At 73.3% G+C, this 18,256-nt stretch carries 16 protein-coding genes; 5 read left to right on the top strand and 11 right to left on the bottom strand.

Going from position 1 to position 18,256, the window contains the following annotated elements:
- Window positions 1–166: 166 nt before the first annotated feature.
- Entirely contained in the window at window positions 167–1,579 is a 1,413-nt protein-coding gene (locus SYYSPA8_RS00770) for a lipase maturation factor family protein (RefSeq protein ID WP_323444895.1), read from the top strand.
- Between the two features lie 91 nt (window positions 1,580–1,670).
- Complete coding sequence (locus SYYSPA8_RS00765; RefSeq protein ID WP_323444894.1) at window positions 1,671–1,928, top strand: DUF6087 family protein; 258 nt, start codon at window positions 1,671–1,673, stop codon at window positions 1,926–1,928.
- Between the two features lie 30 nt (window positions 1,929–1,958).
- Here the strand turns inward: SYYSPA8_RS00765 and SYYSPA8_RS00760 are convergent, their stop codons facing one another.
- From SYYSPA8_RS00760 to SYYSPA8_RS00745, 4 genes are all read right to left on the bottom strand, one after another.
- On the bottom strand, window positions 1,959–2,132 hold the full coding sequence (locus SYYSPA8_RS00760) for a hypothetical protein (protein ID WP_323444893.1): 174 nt from the start codon (window positions 2,130–2,132) through the stop codon (window positions 1,959–1,961).
- A gap of 503 nt (window positions 2,133–2,635) precedes the next feature.
- On the bottom strand, window positions 2,636–4,096 hold the full coding sequence (locus SYYSPA8_RS00755; protein WP_323444892.1) for an SDR family NAD(P)-dependent oxidoreductase: 1,461 nt from the start codon (window positions 4,094–4,096) through the stop codon (window positions 2,636–2,638).
- 193 nt (window positions 4,097–4,289) lie between these two features.
- Window positions 4,290–5,477 (bottom strand): glycogen synthase, encoded by a 1,188-nt coding sequence (gene glgA, locus SYYSPA8_RS00750; RefSeq protein WP_323444891.1) that lies wholly within the window; start codon window positions 5,475–5,477, stop codon window positions 4,290–4,292.
- 108 nt (window positions 5,478–5,585) lie between these two features.
- Entirely contained in the window at window positions 5,586–6,398 is an 813-nt protein-coding gene (locus tag SYYSPA8_RS00745) for an IucA/IucC family C-terminal-domain containing protein (protein ID WP_323444890.1), read from the bottom strand.
- Between the two features lie 254 nt (window positions 6,399–6,652).
- Here SYYSPA8_RS00745 and SYYSPA8_RS00740 point away from each other — a divergent pair, with 254 nt between their 5' ends.
- Window positions 6,653–7,924, top strand: a complete 1,272-nt coding sequence (locus tag SYYSPA8_RS00740) for a DMT family transporter (protein ID WP_323444889.1) — start codon at window positions 6,653–6,655, stop codon at window positions 7,922–7,924.
- Here SYYSPA8_RS00740 and SYYSPA8_RS00735 read toward each other — a convergent pair.
- A complete protein-coding gene (locus SYYSPA8_RS00735; RefSeq protein ID WP_323444888.1) occupies window positions 7,894–9,285 on the bottom strand; it encodes a transglycosylase family protein in 1,392 nt (463 codons plus the stop codon). The genes SYYSPA8_RS00740 and SYYSPA8_RS00735 overlap by 31 nt on opposite strands.
- Window positions 9,286–9,655: 370 nt before the next feature.
- On the opposite strand from SYYSPA8_RS00735, the gene gndA reads away from it, so the two are divergent.
- Window positions 9,656–11,098, top strand: coding sequence for an NADP-dependent phosphogluconate dehydrogenase (gene gndA / locus SYYSPA8_RS00730; protein WP_323444887.1), 1,443 nt, complete (start codon window positions 9,656–9,658; stop codon window positions 11,096–11,098).
- Window positions 11,099–11,130: 32 nt separating this feature from the next.
- Here the strand turns inward: gndA and SYYSPA8_RS00725 are convergent, their stop codons facing one another.
- From SYYSPA8_RS00725 to SYYSPA8_RS00700, 6 genes are all read right to left on the bottom strand, one after another.
- A complete protein-coding gene (locus tag SYYSPA8_RS00725; protein ID WP_323444886.1) occupies window positions 11,131–11,325 on the bottom strand; it encodes a hypothetical protein in 195 nt (64 codons plus the stop codon).
- 157 nt (window positions 11,326–11,482) lie between these two features.
- Window positions 11,483–12,154, bottom strand: a complete 672-nt coding sequence (locus SYYSPA8_RS00720; RefSeq protein ID WP_323444885.1) for an aspartate/glutamate racemase family protein — start codon at window positions 12,152–12,154, stop codon at window positions 11,483–11,485.
- Window positions 12,155–12,221: 67 nt separating this feature from the next.
- Window positions 12,222–12,602 (bottom strand): GNAT family N-acetyltransferase, encoded by a 381-nt coding sequence (locus SYYSPA8_RS00715; RefSeq protein WP_323444884.1) that lies wholly within the window; start codon window positions 12,600–12,602, stop codon window positions 12,222–12,224.
- A 37-nt stretch (window positions 12,603–12,639) separates the two neighbouring features.
- A complete protein-coding gene (gene panD, locus SYYSPA8_RS00710) occupies window positions 12,640–13,056 on the bottom strand; it encodes an aspartate 1-decarboxylase (RefSeq protein WP_323444883.1) in 417 nt (138 codons plus the stop codon).
- Between the two features lie 114 nt (window positions 13,057–13,170).
- Window positions 13,171–15,198 carry a S8 family serine peptidase gene (locus SYYSPA8_RS00705; protein WP_323444882.1) on the bottom strand — a complete coding sequence of 676 codons (2,028 nt, stop codon included), beginning with the start codon at window positions 15,196–15,198 and terminating at the stop codon, window positions 13,171–13,173.
- Window positions 15,199–15,481: 283 nt separating this feature from the next.
- Window positions 15,482–17,119, bottom strand: a complete 1,638-nt coding sequence (locus SYYSPA8_RS00700; RefSeq protein ID WP_323444881.1) for a phospholipase A2 — start codon at window positions 17,117–17,119, stop codon at window positions 15,482–15,484.
- A gap of 335 nt (window positions 17,120–17,454) precedes the next feature.
- Here SYYSPA8_RS00700 and SYYSPA8_RS00695 point away from each other — a divergent pair, with 335 nt between their 5' ends.
- Window positions 17,455–18,195, top strand: a complete 741-nt coding sequence (locus SYYSPA8_RS00695) for an alpha/beta hydrolase (protein ID WP_323444880.1) — start codon at window positions 17,455–17,457, stop codon at window positions 18,193–18,195.
- The last annotated feature ends 61 nt before the right edge of the window (window positions 18,196–18,256 follow it).

Raw genomic sequence — 18,256 nt, 5'->3', positions numbered from 1 at the left:
GCCACTTGAACGCGTTCCATCGGGTGTGTCGGCGCCTTTTCCCCCGGCGCCCCCGCCGCCGGCCGCTCCCCCTGCCGTCCGCGCCGCCCGCGGAGAAGGGCGCCGACACGCCCAGAATCGGTCACCGTGTGCGACGAGTCGCCGCCCTCGGTGATACTGGAGGGCGATGGAGTGGTTCGGCGACAGCGGCTACTGGCTGAGCCGGCTGGTCTTCCAGCGGGCCCTGGCCGCCGTCTACGTGGTCGCCTTCCTGACGGCCGCCCTCCAGTTCCGGGCGCTCATCGGCGAGCGGGGCATGCTCCCCGTCCCGGCCTTCGTCCGCCGGGTGCCGTTCCGGGACGCGCCGAGCCTGTTCCACTGGCGCTACTCGGACCGGCTCTTCGCGGGCTGCGCCTGGACGGGCGTGGCCCTCTCCGCCGTCCTGGTCGCGGGCGCGGCGGACCGGCTGCCGCTCGCGGTGGCCATGGCCTGGTGGGCGGTGCTGTGGGCGCTGTATCTGTCGATCGTGAACGTCGGGCAGACCTGGTACGCGTTCGGCTGGGAGTCCCTGCTGCTTGAGGCCGGTTTCCTCGCGGTCTTCCTCGGCAACGAGCGCACCGCGCCGCCGGTGCTGGTCCTCCTGCTGCTGCGCTGGGTGCTGTTCCGGGTGGAGCTGGGCGCGGGGCTGATCAAGATCCGGGGCGACTCCTGCTGGCGCGATCTGACCTGTCTCCAGTACCACCACGAGACGCAGCCGATGCCGGGCCCGCTGAGCTGGTTCTTCCACCGGCTGCCCCGGCCGGTGCACCGCGCGGAGGTGGCGGCGAGCCATGTCACCCAGCTGGTGCTGCCCTTCTTCCTCTTCGCTCCGCAGCCCGTCGCCACCGTGGCGGCGGGGGCGATGGTGGTGACCCAGCTGTGGCTGGTGCTCTCCGGCAACTTCGCCTGGCTGAACTGGCTGACGATCGCGCTCGCCCTCTCCGTGGTGGACGGCTCGCTCCTCGCGCGGGGGCCAAAGCCGCCGGCCGCGCCGCTCTGGTACGTGGTGACGGTGTCGGTCGTCGCCGCCGGGCTGCTGGTGCTGAGCCTGCGCCCGGCACGCAATCTGTTCTCACGGCGGCAGGCGATGAACCGTTCGTACGATCCGCTCCACCTGGTCAACGCGTACGGGGCGTTCGGGACGGTGAGCCGGATCCGCTTCGAGGTCGTGGTGGAGGGCACCGACGAGACGCGGCTGCACCCGGGGACGGTGTGGCGGGAGTACGGCTTCCGGGGCAAGCCCACCGATGTGCGGCGGCTGCCGCGCCAGTTCGCCCCGTACCATCTGCGGCTCGACTGGCTGATGTGGTTCGCGGCGCTGTCCCCCGCGTACGCCCGTTCCTGGTTCGGGCCGTTCGTGGAACGGCTGCTGACGGGCGACCGGGACACCCTGCGGCTGCTGGCCCGGAACCCGTTTCCCGGTGCGCCGCCGGTGTACGTCCGGGCCCGGCTCTACCGCTACCGCTTCACCACCTGGGGGGAGTTGCGGGCCACCGGGGCGATCTGGGAGCGGACCTTCGTCCGGGACTTCCTCCGGCCGACACGGCTAGGGCCTGTCTGACGGATCTTGGGCCCATGAGGGCTCTGCCGGGGGGCGCCGGCCGCTACCCTCCTGTGCACAGAGCCGCATCGCAACGCTTGGGGACCGCACCATGGACGACGAACCGCTGTCAGTGTGGGCGGAACGCCGTGACGCGAAGATCGGGCGGCTGCGTGCCGTGCCGGTCGTGGAGGGGCCGGGGCCGCGGGGGGCGCATCTGAGGCCGGAGGCGCCCCGGGTCATCGAGCGCTGGAACGGGCACATCTGGGAGCCCTATGCGCTGGTCCCGTCGCTGGCCGAGGCGCAGCGGCTGCTGTATCCGGAGGACGACGCGGGCAGCTCCGTACCCGGACGTGCCCCCCGTCGGTGACGGAGGGCACGGGGAGGCGATCGTACGTTCTCAGTCGATGCCTTGGAGAATATGCGGCTCGGCCAGGTCTTCCTCGTACCCCGCGAGCCGGATGGGCGCGGACCGGGCCCACACTTCCAGGCTGCCCAGGGTGTCGGGCCGGCGGGTTCTCTCGCCGTAGCGTTCGGGCGGGAGTTGGTCGTACTTCTTTGGTTCAGTTGTCACCGCGCACTCCTCTGTGTCGCGTACCTGGGACGGAGACGTTTCGGTCGCGGTGGCGCCGGCTTTCTGGCGGGACCGCGGCCCGGTTGCGGACCTGTCCCAGAACGGCCCCAGGGGTGTTGTGGCCCCTTTGGGTGCGTCCGTGCCCACCAGACTAACCACATGAGCAAAGCCCCGCTCGATGGGAACTTGCATTCTGCTAAATCACGCACAACCGGCGGTGCGGAAAGGGGCGTTGGGGACGCGGTACTCCAGTGCGGATCCACCCGGATGGAGTAACGGCCGCCGGAGTCCGTACGGCTGAGGGGCGGGCAGCCGACCGGGTGGTTTCCCCTCGTTCCGGTGGCGGGCGCCATCACGGCGGGATGACCCTCCGTGCCGGATGTCACGGAGGGTCGCGATATACGGGGGTCCGGGGGCACGGGGTGCCAGGACGACGGACGGGGCACGGGCGACCCGCGCCCGTGCCCCGTGGGGACCGCTGGCCTTCTCCGGCCCGCCGGTGTCTACCAGTTGGCCGGGCGGTAGTCCTTGAGGAAGCAGCCGTACAGGTCCTCGCCCGCCTCGCCGCGCACGATGGGGTCGTAGACGCGGGCGGCGCCGTCCACGAGGTCGAGCGGGGCGTGGAAGCCCTCGTCGGCGAGGCGCATCTTGTCCGGGTGCGGCCGCTCGTCGGTGATCCAGCCGGTGTCGACGGCGGTCATGAGGATGCCGTCGCTCTCGAACATCTCCTGGGCGCTGGTGCGGGTGAGCATGTTCAGCGCGGCCTTGGCCATGTTGGTGTGCGGGTGGCCCGCGCCCTTGTAGCCGCGGCTGAAGACGCCCTCCATCGCGGAGACGTTCACCACGTAGGAGCGGCGGCCGGCCGCGGCCATCGCCGGGCGGAGCCGGCTGATCAGGATGAAGGGCGCGGTGGAGTTGCAGAGCTGCACTTCGAGGAGTTCGACCGGGTCCACCTCGGAGACCGTCTGCACCCAGCTGTTGGTGTCGTGCAGGTCGGGCACCAGGCCGCCGGCGTCGATGGCGGTGCCCGCCTCGATCCGGGCCGGGGTGGCGGAGCCGGAGACCAGCGCGAGTCCGGTGACGTCCTGGGCGGTCAGCCCCTCGCGCCGGGCGGCGGGCAGCGCGGCGACGGAGTCCACGGAGCCGCTGCCGAAGCCGCCGATGACGTGGGCGGCCGGCAGCTCGCCGGCGGGCAGCGGGGCGGACTCGGCCGCGACCAGCTCCCGGTAGGCGCCGGGCGAGCGGCGGACCGTCTGCGCGGCGTTGTTGATCAGGATGTCGAGCGGGCCCTCGGCCGCGACCGCGTCGGTGAGCGCGACGACCTGCGCCGGGTCGCGGAGGTCGATACCGACGATCTTGAGCCGGTGGATCCACTCGTCGCTGTCCGGCATCGCCTTGAAGCGGCGGATGGCGTCGTTCGGGAAGCGGGTCGTGATGGTGGTGTGGGCGCCGTCCCGCAGCAGCCGCAGCGCGATGTACATGCCGATCTTGGCCCGGCCGCCGGTGAGCAGCGCGCGCCGCCCGGTGAGGTCGGTACGGGCGTCCCGGCGGGCGCGGTTCTCGATGGCGCAGTCCGGGCAGAGCTGGTGGTAGAAGGCGTCGACCTCGACATAGCGGGTCTTGCAGACATAGCAGGACCGGGGGCGCTGGAGTATGCCCGCGATCTCCCCCTGGGCGGAGGAGGAGGGCAGCAGCCCCTCGGTCTCGTCGTCGATCCGCTCGGCGGAGCCGGTCGCGGTGGCCTCGGTGACCGCCCGGTCGTGGGCGGTCTTGGCGGCGCGGCGCTCCTGGCGGCGGCGCTGCTTCACGGTGCGGTAGATCCCGGCGGTGGCACGGCGCACGGTGATGGCGTCCGGGTGGTCGACGTCCAGCTCGTCCAGCTCGTCGAGCACGCTCAGGCAGATGGCCAGCCGCTCCGGGTCGATGCCGGGGCCGTACGTGGGGCTGTCCTCTGTCACCGTCATGGCGCTGTGTTCCTCGATCACTCACGAGCCGTCCACCAGCCCGGACCTGGCGTTCGGCTGGGGTTTTCAAAAGCGCGACTTTACTTCAGGGCGGGAGGGAGGGCCAAATACGGCGGGTGGGGGCCCTGCTCCCGGGCGGCCGGACCGGGTCGGGCAGGGGTGCTCGGGCGCGGGAGCGCACGGGGCACGGTGCTCAGGCGCGGCCGCGGCGCGGCCGGGTCAGCAGCTCCTCGTACAGCTCGAAGGTCCGCTTGCCCACCTGGTCCCAGCCGAACTCCCGGACCGCGCGCTGGCGGCCCGCCGCGCCCATCCTGACCGCCTGTACGGGGTCGTCGAGCACCCGGTTCACCGCCTGGGTGAGCGCCGCCTCGAAGGCTTCCGGGCGGTCCGGCGCCCAGGGCACGAGCAGGCCCGTGGTGCCGTCGTCGACCACCTCGGGCAGCCCGCCGACGGCGGCGGCCACGACCGCCGTACCGCAGGCCATCGCCTCCAGTGCCACCGTGCCCAGCGGCTCGTACCGCGAGGGGCAGACCACCACGGCGGCATGGGTGAGGAGCTGGATCAGCCGGGGCCTGGGCAGCGGCCGGGTCACCCAGTGCACCCCGTCCCGCTCCTGCCGCAGCGCGTCGAAAAGCTCCCGGACCCCGGCGTCCGGCCCGGGGTCGCCGGCCGCCGTCCGCTCGCTCCCGCAGAGCACGAGCTGCGCCTCCGGGTCGAACATCCGGGCCGCGCGCAGCAGGTGCGCCACCCCCTTCTCGCGGGCGATCCGCCCGACGAAGAGCGCGAAGGGGCGCTCCGGGTCGAGGCCTATCCGGTCCAGGGCCTCGGTGTCGTGGTCGGGCCGGTAGAGCAGGGTGTCGATGCCGCCGGGGATGGTCCGGACGGTGGCCGGGTCGAGCGCCGGATAGGCGGTGAGGATGTCCTCGCGCATCCGGCGTGAGAGGGCGACGACCGCGTCCGCCCCCTCCATCGCGACGCGCTCGGCCCAGCGGGAGAGGGCGTACCCGCCGCCGCGCTCCCCGGCCGGCCAGGGGCGCAGCGGCTCCAGGGAGTGGGCGGTCATGATGTGCGGGATGCCGTAGAGGAGCTTGGCGAGGTGGCCGGCGAGCCCCGCGTACCAGGTGTGGGAGTGGACCAGCTCGCGGCCCGCCAGCTCGGCGGCCATCGCCAGGTCGACGGAGAGGGCGCGCAGCGCGTCGTCGGCTCCGGCGAGCACGGTGGCGGGCTGGTGGCGCAGCAGGCCCTCGGCCTCGCCCTCCCCCCAGCAGTGGACCTCCAGGTCCATGCGCGGACGCAGCTCCCTGGCCAGGAACTCCACATGTGCTCCGGCGCTCCCGCGCACATCCGGAGGGTATTCGCGAGTGAGCAGTCCCACCTTCACCCCCCGATGGTCACCCACCGGGGGGCGCCGGGGGAAGACCGCGTTCGCGGGTCTGCGGCGGCCGTTCGCGCGGGGGCGCCCCTGGCCCGCCGCCCGGTGTGCGGCGGGTCAGGGGCGGCCGTGCGCCGGGGGCCGGTCGAAGACGCAGTCGCCGCAGAGGCCGCCGCGCGGGGCCCGGTAGTAGAGGCAGCAGGTGGTGCGCCGCAGCGCGGGGCCCCGGACCGTGCCGACGAGGCCGGGGCCGGTGAACAGACCGGCGGCGAGGGCGGCGGCGCGCCCGGCGACCTCGGGGCGCCGGTGCTCCCGGGCCCAGGTGTCGAGCTGGCGCACGGCCCCGGCGAGGGCGGAGCCGGCGTTGCCCCACAGGAGCCGTTCGGCGATCCGGGTGTCCTGGCGCAGGGCGGCGGCGAGCGGGACGAGATGGGTGTCCTGGACGGTCGCGCGGAGGGTGTCGACGGTGGCGGGCAGGGTGCGCGGGCCGCCGCCGGAACAGTCCAGCCACAGGTCGTCGGGGGTGCTCGCCAGGGGCGACCAGTACAGGCGGGCCGGATCCAGCTCCGGGACGCGGCCGTGGAGCGCGGCGCAGCCGAGGGCGATCGACCAGAGGCGGGCGGCGAGGCCGAGCTGGGCGATGGAGGCGGCGACCCGGCGTTCGCGGGGTTCGTGACGGGCGGCGACGAGGTCGACCCGGCGGGTGAGGGGGGTGAGGTCACCGGCGTGGAGGAGGGCGAGCGGGGCGGACCCGGCGGGGGGTCGTGGGGTGCCGTCGCCGTCGCCGGCGGGGGGTCGCGGGGTGTCATCCCTGTCGTCGGCGGGGGGTCGCGGCGTGCCGTCGCCGGCGCCGCCCGGCTCCGGGGGCGCGTCCGCCGACGTCCGCAGGGCGAAGAAGCCGCCCATCGAGCACAGCTCCCGCAGATCCACCGGTCCGGTCCCTCTCCGTCGTGTCCGTTGTGCGTCCGTCACCCGTCCCCCTGCCGCTTATCACGTATCACTTATCACTCGAAGGTGGCACTCCGGAATCACCCCGATCCGTTACGGCTTTCTTCTCCCCCCTCTGACCTGGTCGAACGTCGCGCGTGAGACTTCTGGCCTACCCTCGTACTCCGTCGGCAGTACGTCCAATTGCCTGCTCAAGGACGACGACGTGACGGCCGAACGAGGAGATCGTGGTTCCTATGAGTTCCCTAGTGTCGGCCCTGCTGCTGTCCCTGGTCTCCGCGGTCGCCTACGCGGCCGGGGCCATCGTGCAGGAGCGTGTCGCCGCAGCCGTGCCCGCCCGTCCGTACGCCCCCTTGCAGCACGCCGGATGGTGGTGCGCGGTCCTGCTGAACGGGGTGGGCGCGGTCCTGCACGTGGTGGCGCTGGCCTATGGGCCGCTGAGCGTGGTGCAGCCGCTCGGCGCGCTGACCATCGTCTTCGCGCTGCCGATGGCCGCGCTCTTCGTGGGGCGCCGGGCGGGGTCGACGGCCTGGCGCGGCGCGCTCATGGCGACGGTCGGTCTCGCGGGGCTGCTCGCGGTCTCTGGGGACACCGGGTCGCACACGCTGGGCAACGGTCCGCGCGGGGTGCTCACGGCGGTGACCCTCGGCGCGGTGGCCCTGCTCTTCCTGGTCGCGCAGACCGTCGCCCGGCCGGTCCTGCGCAGTGTGCTGCTGGCGACGGCGGCGGGTACGGCCTTCGGTATCGCCTCCGTGGTCACCAAGACGGTCGCGGTGGACTGGGAGTGGTCCCGGCCGGTGGCCCAGTGGACCAGCCTGGTCGTGATCGCGGTGCTCGCGGTCGCCGGTCTGCTGCTCTCGCAGGCGTCCTACCGGGGCGCGGGCCTCGCGGCCCCGCTGGCCACCGTCACGGTGTCAAACCCGGTCGTCTCGGCCGTGGTCGGCATCACGATGTTCGGCGAGAGCTTCCGCTTCGGTGTCCTCGGCGCGGTGGTGGCGGTGGCCTTCGGCGCGGTGACCGCGTACGGCCTGGTCCTGCTCACCCGGGAACGCCTTGAGGCGTCGGAGGAGGAAGCCCGCGAGGAGGACGGGCACGAGGAGGACGGCTCCCCCGCGGGGATCCGGGTCCCCGCGCCGGCCGGCGGATCCGTCCCCGGGGCCGGTGGGGCTCCCGGGGCGGACGGGATTCCCGGGGTGCCCGCCACGCAGGGCGTCCTCGTCCGGGAGTCCGTCTCCGGTCCCGGTCCCGGTCCTGGTCCTGGGGCCGCAGCGCCCGCCCGGCCCGCCGATGCCGTCCCGGCCCCCTCCGCGCCGGCCCTGCCCGGCCCGGCTCCGTGGCATCGGCCCGGGGCCCGGCACACGGCCGGGACCGTGCGGCCGGAACGGGTGTTCCGGCTGGTCATCGGCTCCACCGCGGCAACGTCCCTGGCCGCTCTGCCGGGGCTGCCCGTCCTGCTGCCCGCCCCGGCCGCGCCGGTTCAGAGCGAGACGCCTCCCGCGCGGAGGTAGGCGAGCGGGTCGATGTCGGAGCCGTAGCCGGGTCCGGTCCTGATCTCGAAGTGGAGATGCGGGCCCGAGCTGTTGCCCGTGGAGCCCGACCGCGCGATCCGCTGACCGGAGGCGACCTCCTGCCCGGAGCGGACCGCGAGCGCGGAGAGGTGCGCGTACTGGCTGTACCGCCCGTCCAGGTGCCGGATGATCACCTGATAGCCGTACGAGCCGGCCCAGCCCGCCGAGACCACCCGGCCGGTGGCCACCGACCGGACCGGGGTACCGGTGGGCACCGGGAAGTCGACGCCGGTGTGATAGCCGCTGGACCAGGCGGATCCCGCCTTGCGGTACGGGGTGCCGGTGCCCGCGGCCACGGGCGCGCTCAGCCCGCCGGCGCGCGCCGGGCGCTCGGCGCTGACCTGCTGGGTGCCCGGCTTGGACTGCGGCTTGCGCGCCTTGGGGGTCTGCTGCTGGGGCACCCGCTTCTTCGGCGCGGCCTTCTCCGGGGACGCCTTCTTCTGCTGGGGAGCCGTCTGCGGGGCCTTCTGCTGCCCGCGCTGCGGAGCCTGCCGGTCCGGTGTGGCCCGGGGGGCCTGCTTCTTCCCGCCGGCCTGCGGGGCCTGCCGTTTCGGCTCGGTCGTGCGGGGGGCGTCCGCCGGGGCCGGCGCCTTGGCCGCCATCCGGATCACCAGCCGCTGGCCGGGGTGGATCAGATCCGGGTCGGAGCCGACCTCTGTCCTGTTCTGCGCCCACAGCTGCTGCCAGCCGCCTCTGACCTGCTTGTCCTGGGCGATCCCGGAGAGCGAGTCGCCGCGGGCGACGGTATAGCCCTCACGCTGGGTGGGGACCGTGGTCGGCGACACCCGTTGCTGCGGGGCCTTCCGCTGCTGTACGGCGCCACGCTGGTCGCCCGTGCCCTGACCGGTCCGGCGGTCGGCGCGGTCGCCCCGCTCGTCCTGGGCGGCCCGGGTCCCCTGCGGCGTGATGTCGGGCGAGTCGCCGCCGCGGGTCAGCCCCGCCTTGGTGGAGCAGCTCGGCCAGGCCGCCGGGCCCTGCGCCCGCAGCACCCGCTCGGCGACGGCGATCTGCTGGTCCCTGCTGGCGAGGTCGGCACGGGGGGCGTACTCCCGGCCGCCGTACGCCTCCCAGGTGGACTGGGTGAACTGGAGGCCGCCGAAATACCCGTTCCCCGTATTGATCTTCCACTGGTTGGTGGACTCACAGGCCGCCACCTTCTCCCAGGTGTCCACCGAGGCGGCGTGCGCGCTGCCCGCGCCGATGAGCGGCAGCGCCATTCCCGCGCCGCCCGCGGTGATGGTGAGAGAGGCACGATTGAATCGGCTCGGCTGGTATTTACGGTGCCGACCGGTTGCGGTCATGTGAGACTCCCCCACTGAACAGGTATGTCACATTGCGAGCAGGTCACGTCCAGCGGTCAACTTAAATGCTCGAATTGGACGGTGACAAGGGCTCAATGGAGGCGCACCGATGCAGACGGGAAGAACGGGCCCGGCGGTTCCGGGCCGGACGGGGTCACCGCCGCGGGGCGCGCGGCGGGCTCCAGCGGGGCCCGGGCCGGGGCGGGTAGCGTGCGCCGGGGGCCGCCGGACGGCCGGGACCACCCGTCTCCCGGAATGCGCGGGGCCCCGGCGGACTTGAGGATCGGTACGAGGACCAGTACGGGGCGCCCTCCCCCGGGGGAGGTGCCGCGACGCAGCCACGACAGCCAGGACAGCCAGGAGCGTACGCATGAGCGGAACAGCCCAGATCGGTGTCACAGGACTCGCGGTGATGGGCCGCAACCTGGCCCGGAACTTCGCCCGCAACGGCTTCACGGTCGCCGTGCACAACCGGACCGGGGCTCGGACACGGGCGCTGGTCGAGGAGTTCGGCGACGAGGGCGACTTCGTCCCGGCGGGCACGGCGGAGGAGTTCGTGGCCGCCCTGGAGCGCCCCCGGCGGCTGGTGATCATGGTCAAGGCGGGTGAGCCGACGGACGCGGTGATCGAGGAGTTCGCGCCGTTGCTCGACGAGGGCGATGTCGTCATCGACGGCGGCAACGCCCATTTCGCGGACACCCGCCGACGCGAGAAGGAACTCCGGAAGCGCGGAATCCACTTTGTTGGGGTGGGTATCTCCGGTGGCGAGGAGGGCGCGCTGCACGGGCCCAGCATCATGCCCGGCGGCTCCGCCGAGTCGTACGTGTCCCTCGGACCGCTGCTGGAGAGAATCGCGGCCAAGGCGGACGACGGCGCACCCACCGTCGCGCATATCGGCCCCGACGGCGCCGGCCATTTCGTGAAAATGGTCCACAACGGCATTGAATACGCCGATATGCAGCTGATCGCCGAGGCCTACCATCTGCTGCGCTCGGTCGCGGGCTACTCCCCCGCCCGGATCGCGGAGACCTTCCGCACCTGGAACCGGGGCAGGCTCGACTCGTATCTCATCGAGATCACGGCGGAAGTCCTCGCGCACACGGACGCGGCGACCGGGAAACCCTTCGTCGACATCGTCGCCGACCAGGCGGAGCAGAAGGGCACGGGCCGCTGGACCGTGCAGATCGCGCTCGACCTCGGGGTCCCGGTCTCCGGCATCGCCGAGGCGGTCTTCGCCCGCTCGGTCTCGGGCCACGGCGCGCTGCGGGCCGCCTCCCGGGAGCTGCCGGGGCCGGTGCCCGAGCCGCTGGACGGCGCGGCGGCGGAGCGGTTCGCCGCCCGGGTCGAGCAGGCGCTGTACGCGTCCAAGATCGTCTCGTATACGCAGGGCTTCCACCAGATCCAGGCCGGCAGCGAGACCTACGACTGGGACATCGACCTGGGCTCGGTGGCGTCCATCTGGCGGGCGGGGTGCATCATCCGGGCGGCCTTCCTGGACCGGATCACCAGCGCGTACGCCCAGCGGAGCGATCTGCCGAGCCTGCTGTCGGACAAGGGGTTCGCCGAGGAGATCGGGGCGGCCCAGGACGACTGGCGCGAGGTGGTCGCGACGGCCGCGCGCCAGGGGGTGCCGACGCCGGGCTTCTCGGCGGCGCTCGCCTACTACGACGCCCTGCGCGCGCCCCGGCTGCCGGCGGCGCTCACCCAGGGGCAGCGGGACTTCTTCGGCGCGCACACCTATCGGCGCACCGACCGCGAGGGGTCGTTCCACACGCTGTGGGGCGGTGACCGCTCGGAGGTCTCCACCGGCTGACCGGCCTCCGGCCCGCCCGCCGCCCCCGGCCGTCAGGCGGGTCCGGGGGCGGGCTCGGGCTCCGGAGCGGGATCCCGGTCCGGCGACGGCGGCCGGGGCAGGGGGTCGGGCGTGGGCACCGGCGGCGGCGAGGGCGTCGGCACGGGACCGGGCAGCGGCCCCGGGTCGGGGATGGGCGGGTGCGTCGGCGGCGCGGGCGTGGGCGGTACGGGCGGCGGCTGGGTCATACGGGGCCTCCGGGCTCCGGGGACGTACGGTCCCACTCTGCCCCGGCCCGCCGGGCACCGCGCGCGGGAGGGGCGGACCGGAATGCCTGCCCGACGGCGGAGCGGCCGGGGCCCGCCCGGGGCGTACTCGCGTGTCATACCCGGGCCCGTACGCACATCACGCGCGCCGCGCCCGGGCCCGTACGCGCGTCTGACCGGCCGTCCCGGCCCGTACGGCGGCGGCCAGGCCGGTCCGGGGACTCGCGAGCACCGGCACGGCGGTCGTGGCCCGGTCGGCGGCGTCCGCCATGGACGCCTGGGCCAGGACGATCACATCGGCGTCCCGCACGGCGGTGACGGCGGCGGCCACCCGGTCGAGGTAGCCGTCCCGGTCGCCGGCCGCGAACAGCTCCCAGGCGCCGTCCACCAGGACGGTCCGCACGCGGGCGGCGGCCCGCCCGGCCCGGGCGGCCTCCTCGTGGATCAGCGCGGCCGTCGGCTCCAGGGTGCTCGCCAGCGCCGCGAGCACCACGATCCGCTCCTCCCGGGCCGCCCGCGCCGCCATCGGCCGGTCGACCCGCAGCACCGGGAGTCCGTGCGCGGCTCCCGCCGTCTCGGCCACCGCGCCCAGGGTGGAGCAGGTGCAGAGCACGCTCCCGGCCCCCGCGGCGGCGGCCTCGGCGATCAGCTCCGCCACCCGGGGCGCGACGGCCCCGGGCCCCTCGGCCACGGCCCGGTCGAGGAGTTCGGCGCCGACGACATGGCGCAGCTCCGTGCCGGGGTGGTACCGGTCGCGGAGAGCGTCGAACACGGGCACGTGGACGGGCGAGGTATGCAGCAGAACGATCATGCCGTCAGTGAACAGGCCCGGCCGGCCGTCGCGCCAGGCGGTCCACCGGCCGGTCACCAGCTTTCGGTCACCAGCGGTCCGGCCGCGCCGTCAGCTGCCGTACCGCCTCGGCCACCAGCTCCTTCGGCGGCACCGGGGCCTCGTCGGGGTGGCGCTGGGCCCACTTCACGGCGTACGGGCACAGCGGCACGACCGGGACGCCCTCGTCGGCGGCGATGGCGTAGAAGCGCCGGACCAGGGCCCCGGCGATGCCCTTGCCCTCGTGCGCCGGTTCCACGACCGTGTGCACGGGGACGAGGGCGGCCGGGTCCCCGTCGAGGACGAAGTAGGCGATGCGGCCGGTGACCGCGGTCCCGTCGTACGCCTCCAACAGCCCCTGCGGGCGGTTGTCACGGATGTCGGGAGCGGGGGCGGCGGAGGAGGTGGCGCCGGAAGGGGTCTCTGACATGACGCCATCCTCTCCCCGCCACCGGACGGCCGCGCCTTCAGGCCCTGGCGTGCGGGGGCCGTACCGTGTCGCTCCCCGGTACCGGGGCGGCCGGGTCGGCGCCCAGCTCCACGATCCGGTTGCCGGCGTCGACATGGACGACGGCGGGTACGAGGGCACGCGCCTCGGCGTCGTCGACCTGCGCGTAGCTGATCAGGATGACCAGGTCGCCGGGGTGCACCAGATGGGCGGCGGCTCCGTTGATCCCGATGACCCCGGAGCCCCGCTCGCCCTCGATGACGTAGGTCTCCAGCCGCGCGCCGTTGGTGATGTCCACGATGTGCACCAGCTCACCCGGGAGCAGGTCGGCCGCCTCCATCAGCTCCGCGTCGACGGTGACCGATCCCACGTAGTGCAGGTCGGCCTGGGTGACGGTGGCACGATGGATCTTGGACTTGAACATGGTGCGCAGCATGGAAAAACTCCCCAATCTCAGCTCCCTGCCTGCGTATGCACAGGTCAAGGGCGGTTTCCCCAGCCTACAACGCCACCCGGCCCCGGCGCCCGGAGGGCGCCGGGGCCGTCAGCGCTAGAAGGTGAGCGTCCAGCCGACGACATTGCCGGGGTTGCCCGCCGTGACGTCCTCGACGCGCAGCTTCCAGGTGCCGCTCGCGGGCGAGGCACTGGCGTCCACCGTGTAGGTCGCGTGGTAGTTGTCGGTGCCGTCCAGGGGCGCGGCCGCCTGGAGGGGGTACACCCTGCCGTCCGGGGCGATCAGGTCCAGCTTCAGCTCGCCGCGGTGGGCGTGGTGGATGTCGACGTAGACCTTCGTCGCGGCGGGCGCGTTGCCCGCGAGCGAGCCCACCGCGATGGGGGACTCCAGGACGCCCGGGTCGGGGACGTAGTGGCCGCTCCAGTTGTCGAACCAGGGGAACGTCAGCCGCCAGCCCTCGGACCTGCCGGTGGCACCGGCCACGGTGTCCTCGATCCGCAGTTTCCAGATGCCGTTGGCGTCGGAGGCGCCGGCGTCCACCGTGAACGTCTCGTGGAGGGTGTCCCTCAGGTCGGTCGGGGACGGCGCGCGGACGGGGTACGCGGTGCCGTCGGGGGCGATCAGGTCCAGCTTCAGATCACCGATCCGGGCGTGGTGGAGGTCGACGTAGACCTGGAGGGTGGACGGCGCCTTCTGGTTCGAGGCGATGGTGAGCGGCGCTTCCACGGAGCCCAGGTCGGGGATGTCGCGGTGGGTCCAGTCGTCGTAGAAGGTGAGGGGCTTGGGGGCCGGGCTCTCCGGTCCGAGCGCCGCGTCGCCGAGCCGCAGCCGGGGGGTGCTCCTGACGCCGGTGTACTCGATCGGCCTGCCGGTGGTCTTCAGGAGCGTCTCCAGCTCCGCGACGGACTTCGCCGGGAAGGCCTGGCGCAGGACCGCGAGGGCCCCGCTCACATGGGGAGCCGCCATCGAGGTGCCGTTCTTCGTCCCCCAGCCGCCACCGGGGACCGCGGAGACGATGGCCGAGCCGGGCGCGACCAGGTCGAGGAGCGGGCCGCGGTTGCTGAAGGCGGACATCTCGTCCTGGTCGGTGGTGCTGCCCACGGTGATGGCGGAGGAGATGCAGCTCGGGGCGTTCACCGCGTCGCCGAACGCGTTGTTCCCGGCCGCCGCCACGGTGGCCACCCCGGCCGCGAGGAGCCTGTCGATGACCGGCTTGCGGGGGTCGTGGTCGCACGCCGCCGTGTTCCTGCCACTGCCCAGGCTCAGATTGGCCGCCGCCACCGGCAGCCCCGACTCCTTGTACTGGAGGACCCGCTCCAGGGCCCCCAGCTGGGCGCTGGTGAAGCTCAGCACGCAGGGTGCGGCACCCACTCCGCAGAGCGACTCGGAGTTGATCCTGCTGAACACCTGCATGGCGATGATCTGGGCCGAGGGCGCGACGCCGCCCGGGGGCGCACCGGCCGTGGTCCCGCCATCGCCCGCCGCGATGCCGGCGACATGGGTTCCGTGCGAGCAGTCGAGAGCCGCGCAGGGTCCCTGTTCCGCGTCGGCCGCTCCCGGCCCTTCCTGCCGTTCGGTGCCGTTGGGGCAGAGGCTGGTGGCGGAGTAGTAGGGGTCGGCGGTGGAGAAGCAGTTCTGGGCGATCACCCGGCCGCCGAAGAAGGGGTGGTTGACGGCGACGCCGGTGTCCAGCACCGCCACCACGGTCCCCTGGCCGGTCCGGCCCGCCGCGCGGGTCCGGTCGGCGCCGACCAGGGGGACGCTCTCGGTCGCCACGGGCGGCACCGGCACGTCCTCGGTCACGCTCACCACACCCGGCTGGGCGGCCAGGCGGTCCAGCGCGGCCGCGTCGGCGCGCAGGGTGACCACGGGCAGCCGGGACAGCCTCTGGAGCACCCGGCCGGCGTTCGCCGCGTCCGGCAGGTCCGTACGGGACTTGGTGACGACGTTCACCCGGACCGTGCGGCCGGCGGTGGTCCGCTCACGCAGCTCCGGGTCGACCACCGGGTTGGCGGCCGGCGGGGCGGGCTCCTGGGAACTCACCGGCGCGGCGGGGGCCGGCGCGGCGCCGATGGCGACGGCGATCATCGCCATGGCCACGGTCGACCATATGGATCTCTTCATGTGACTTTCCGTCCGGAAACAATGAGGAATGACGTGCCCCGCGGCAGACGTGCGGGAATCACGGGTCGTGCGAGTGCGAGTGCGAGTGCGAGTGCGCTTGCGGGTGCGGCTCTCCGGCTCTGCGGCGGTCCGGCGGTCCGGCGGTCCGGAGCGGAACCGGTCCTTCGCCTACCGGCCCCTCGTCCGCGGGGGAGTACGCGGGGAACGGGAAAGGGCCGGACGGCGAGCGGATCCGCCGTCCGGCCCGCACGCCCGGGCATGCGCCGCCGGGTCGAGCCCCGGATCAGGTGGCGTTGGCGCCGTTCTTGGGGTTTCCGCCACGCACTCCCTGGCGGTATGTCCACGCGACGCTCTTGCAGGTGCTGGACCACCGGTACTTGGGACAGGTGGAATCGCGCAGCGTGGTGTAGAAGAGGTCGTCGACCTGGGTCTTGCGATTGCGGTCGAGATAGTACGTGTAGTTCTTGTAGGTGTTGCCGATGAGCCCGTACCCGTAGTCGTGCATGTCGCAGGCCGTGCGGAAGTCGAAGCCGCTGGGCTTGTCCGGGGAGCTGGTGCAGTGGTCGTGCTTGACCCCGACGACCGTGCGGCCGGTGGGCGTCTTCTTCCACTGCGGCGCGCGCCAGCCGTAGTGCGCGACCCAGGCCGAGCAGCCCTTCTTGGTGTACCAGAGCCAGTTCGCGGCGGTGGTGCAGCTGCGCGGAAAGGCCATCGGGCTCGCGACGCCGCCGGGCAGGAAGTCCGCGGGGGACGGCCCGGTGGCGGCGGGGTCGTTGATTCCCTCGGCGCCTTCGAGGACCATGCCGGGCACCGGCACCTCGCCGGTGGCGACGGCCTCGGGTGCCGCCGTGCCCGCCGGGAAGTCCAGGCCCCACGTGCCGCGTTCGGGCGATTCGACCGACGCCAGGCGTCCCAGCGGGTCGTAGGAGTAGGCGGCGTGCGGTGCGATGTCCTCGGTGGGGTCGGTGACGGTGCGCAGCCGCCCGGTGGGGTCGTACCCGTAGCGGGCGACCGTCTGCGGCTCCTCGGCTCCCGTGGTCAGGGTGATCTCCTTGACCTGGCCCGCGTAGTCGCCGAACGAGGCGGCGGAGGCCGTGGTCGCCGGGGCGTAGTGGACCGACAGCCGCTCCTTGGGCGCCTCCCCGACGGCCGGCTCCTCGACGGAGCTGATCCGTCCCTGTCCGTCGTAGGTCACCGACGACACGCCGAAGGCCCTGGTGCCGACGCCGGTGACCCGCCAGCCGTCGGTGCCCTGCGAGCCGCCCACGCGCTGCCACTGATAGGTGGGGTTGAGGTCGGCCGGGGGAAGGGGCGTGCCGCCGGCGTCCGTGAAGGTGTCGTCGCCCGCCTCCGGAGCGCCGCCCGTGTTCACCGCGACCGTCTCGGATATCGCGCTGCGCAGCACCGCGGCCGCCGCGTCCCAGTGGGTCGATTCGACCAGCCTGGAGCCGCCCGCAGCCTCGAAGCGCCGAACGCCGCCGCCCCCGGGGAGGGTGACGCCGCCGCGCAGTTCGTAGGTGGTCGACGTGCCGTCCGTGAGGTCGGTGACGACGACGGCGTCATTGCCCGTCGCCAGTTTCCGGGTCTCCAGCTTCCGGTTGATCGTCCCGCCGAGGAACTCGGCTTCCCAGCCCGGCCCGAACACCGACAGCTCGGGGCGGGAGGCCGGGACCGGCTCCGGTATCGCCGGGCCGCCGTCCGGGGCGACGACGGCGTGCCGGCGTCCGATCGAGCCGGCGGAGACATCCGTCTGCCCGACTTCAAAGGTGCGCGTGTCGGAAAAGTACTGCCCGGGGCCGATCTGCTGAATCCCGGCGGTCGACTCGGTCCCGTCCGGGATCGTGGTGGCCGCCCCTGCGGGCTGCGCGGGAAGCAGGGCGAAGGCGAGCATCGCGACGCCGGGAAGTGCTGCTCTACGCAAGATTCCCTCTCAAGATGATCAAGGTTTCGATCACGTGGACAGTAGAGCAGCGGGAACTGCGTTCACAAGAGATCCACAGCATCCAATTCAATGGACCAGTAACGGACTTGAAAATTCCGCTTATGGCATGCACTCCGGACCGCGGCGCCCAGGGATCCGGCGGAGTGCCGTCGGTGCGGGCGTGGACGACCGACCGCTCCGGGCGGCGGGCCGGCACGGGCGTGCGGTGCGGTGCTGTGTGGTGGTGCGGTGGTGCGGTGGCAGGCGGGGCATATCGGTCTTACCGTGGCGAAGTGCATGTTTAAGCTGACTTCGCAGAGAGCTGGTGTGCCGTCATGACCGACAAGCCCGCGATCCTCCTGGTCCACGGTTTCTGGGGCGGTGCCGCCCACTGGGGCAAGGTGATCACCGAGCTGCGCTCCCGGGGGTACCCGGATCTCCACGCGGTGGAGCTGCCGCTGACGTCGCTGGCCGAGGACGCGGAACGCACCCGGAAGATGATCGCGCAGATCGACGGACCGGTGATTCTCGTCGGGCACTCCTACGGCGGCGCCGTGATCACCGAGGCGGGGAACCACGACAACGTCCACGGCCTCGTCTACATCGCCGCGTTCGCCCCGGACGCGGGCGAGAGCCCCGGCGGGATCAGCCAGGAGAAGCCGCCGGCCGCGTTCGAGAATCTCGCCCCGGACTCCGACGGCTACCTGTGGATCAAGCAGGAGAAGTACCACTGGAGCTTCTGCCAGGATCTCTCCGAGGACGAGGGGCTGGTCATGGGGGTCACCCAGCGGGCTCCGCTCGCCTCCACCTTCGGGGACGCGATCACGGACCCGGCCTGGCGGAACAAGCCGGTCTGGTACCAGGTCTCGACCGACGACCGCATGATCCACCCGGACAACGAGCGGCGCATGGCCGGGCGCATGGACCCGCGCAAGACCATCGAACTCCCCGCCTCGCACGCCTCCCTGGCCTCGCAGCCGCAGGCCGTCACCGACCTCATCGAGGAAGCGGTCCACGGCACGAAGGAGAGCTGGGTGCACCGGCTGACCGACGCCCTGCGCGGCAAGCACGACTGAGCCGCGCTCCGGCACGACACAGCGGCAGGGGCCGTACGCCGTATACGCACGGCGTACGGCC

It is taken from the genome of Streptomyces yaizuensis (genome assembly GCF_034961445.1).
Classification (GTDB): domain Bacteria; phylum Actinomycetota; class Actinomycetes; order Streptomycetales; family Streptomycetaceae; genus Streptomyces; species Streptomyces yaizuensis.
Note: the sequence above shows the minus strand (reverse complement) of the source record. Positions and strands in the feature narration are given on the sequence as shown.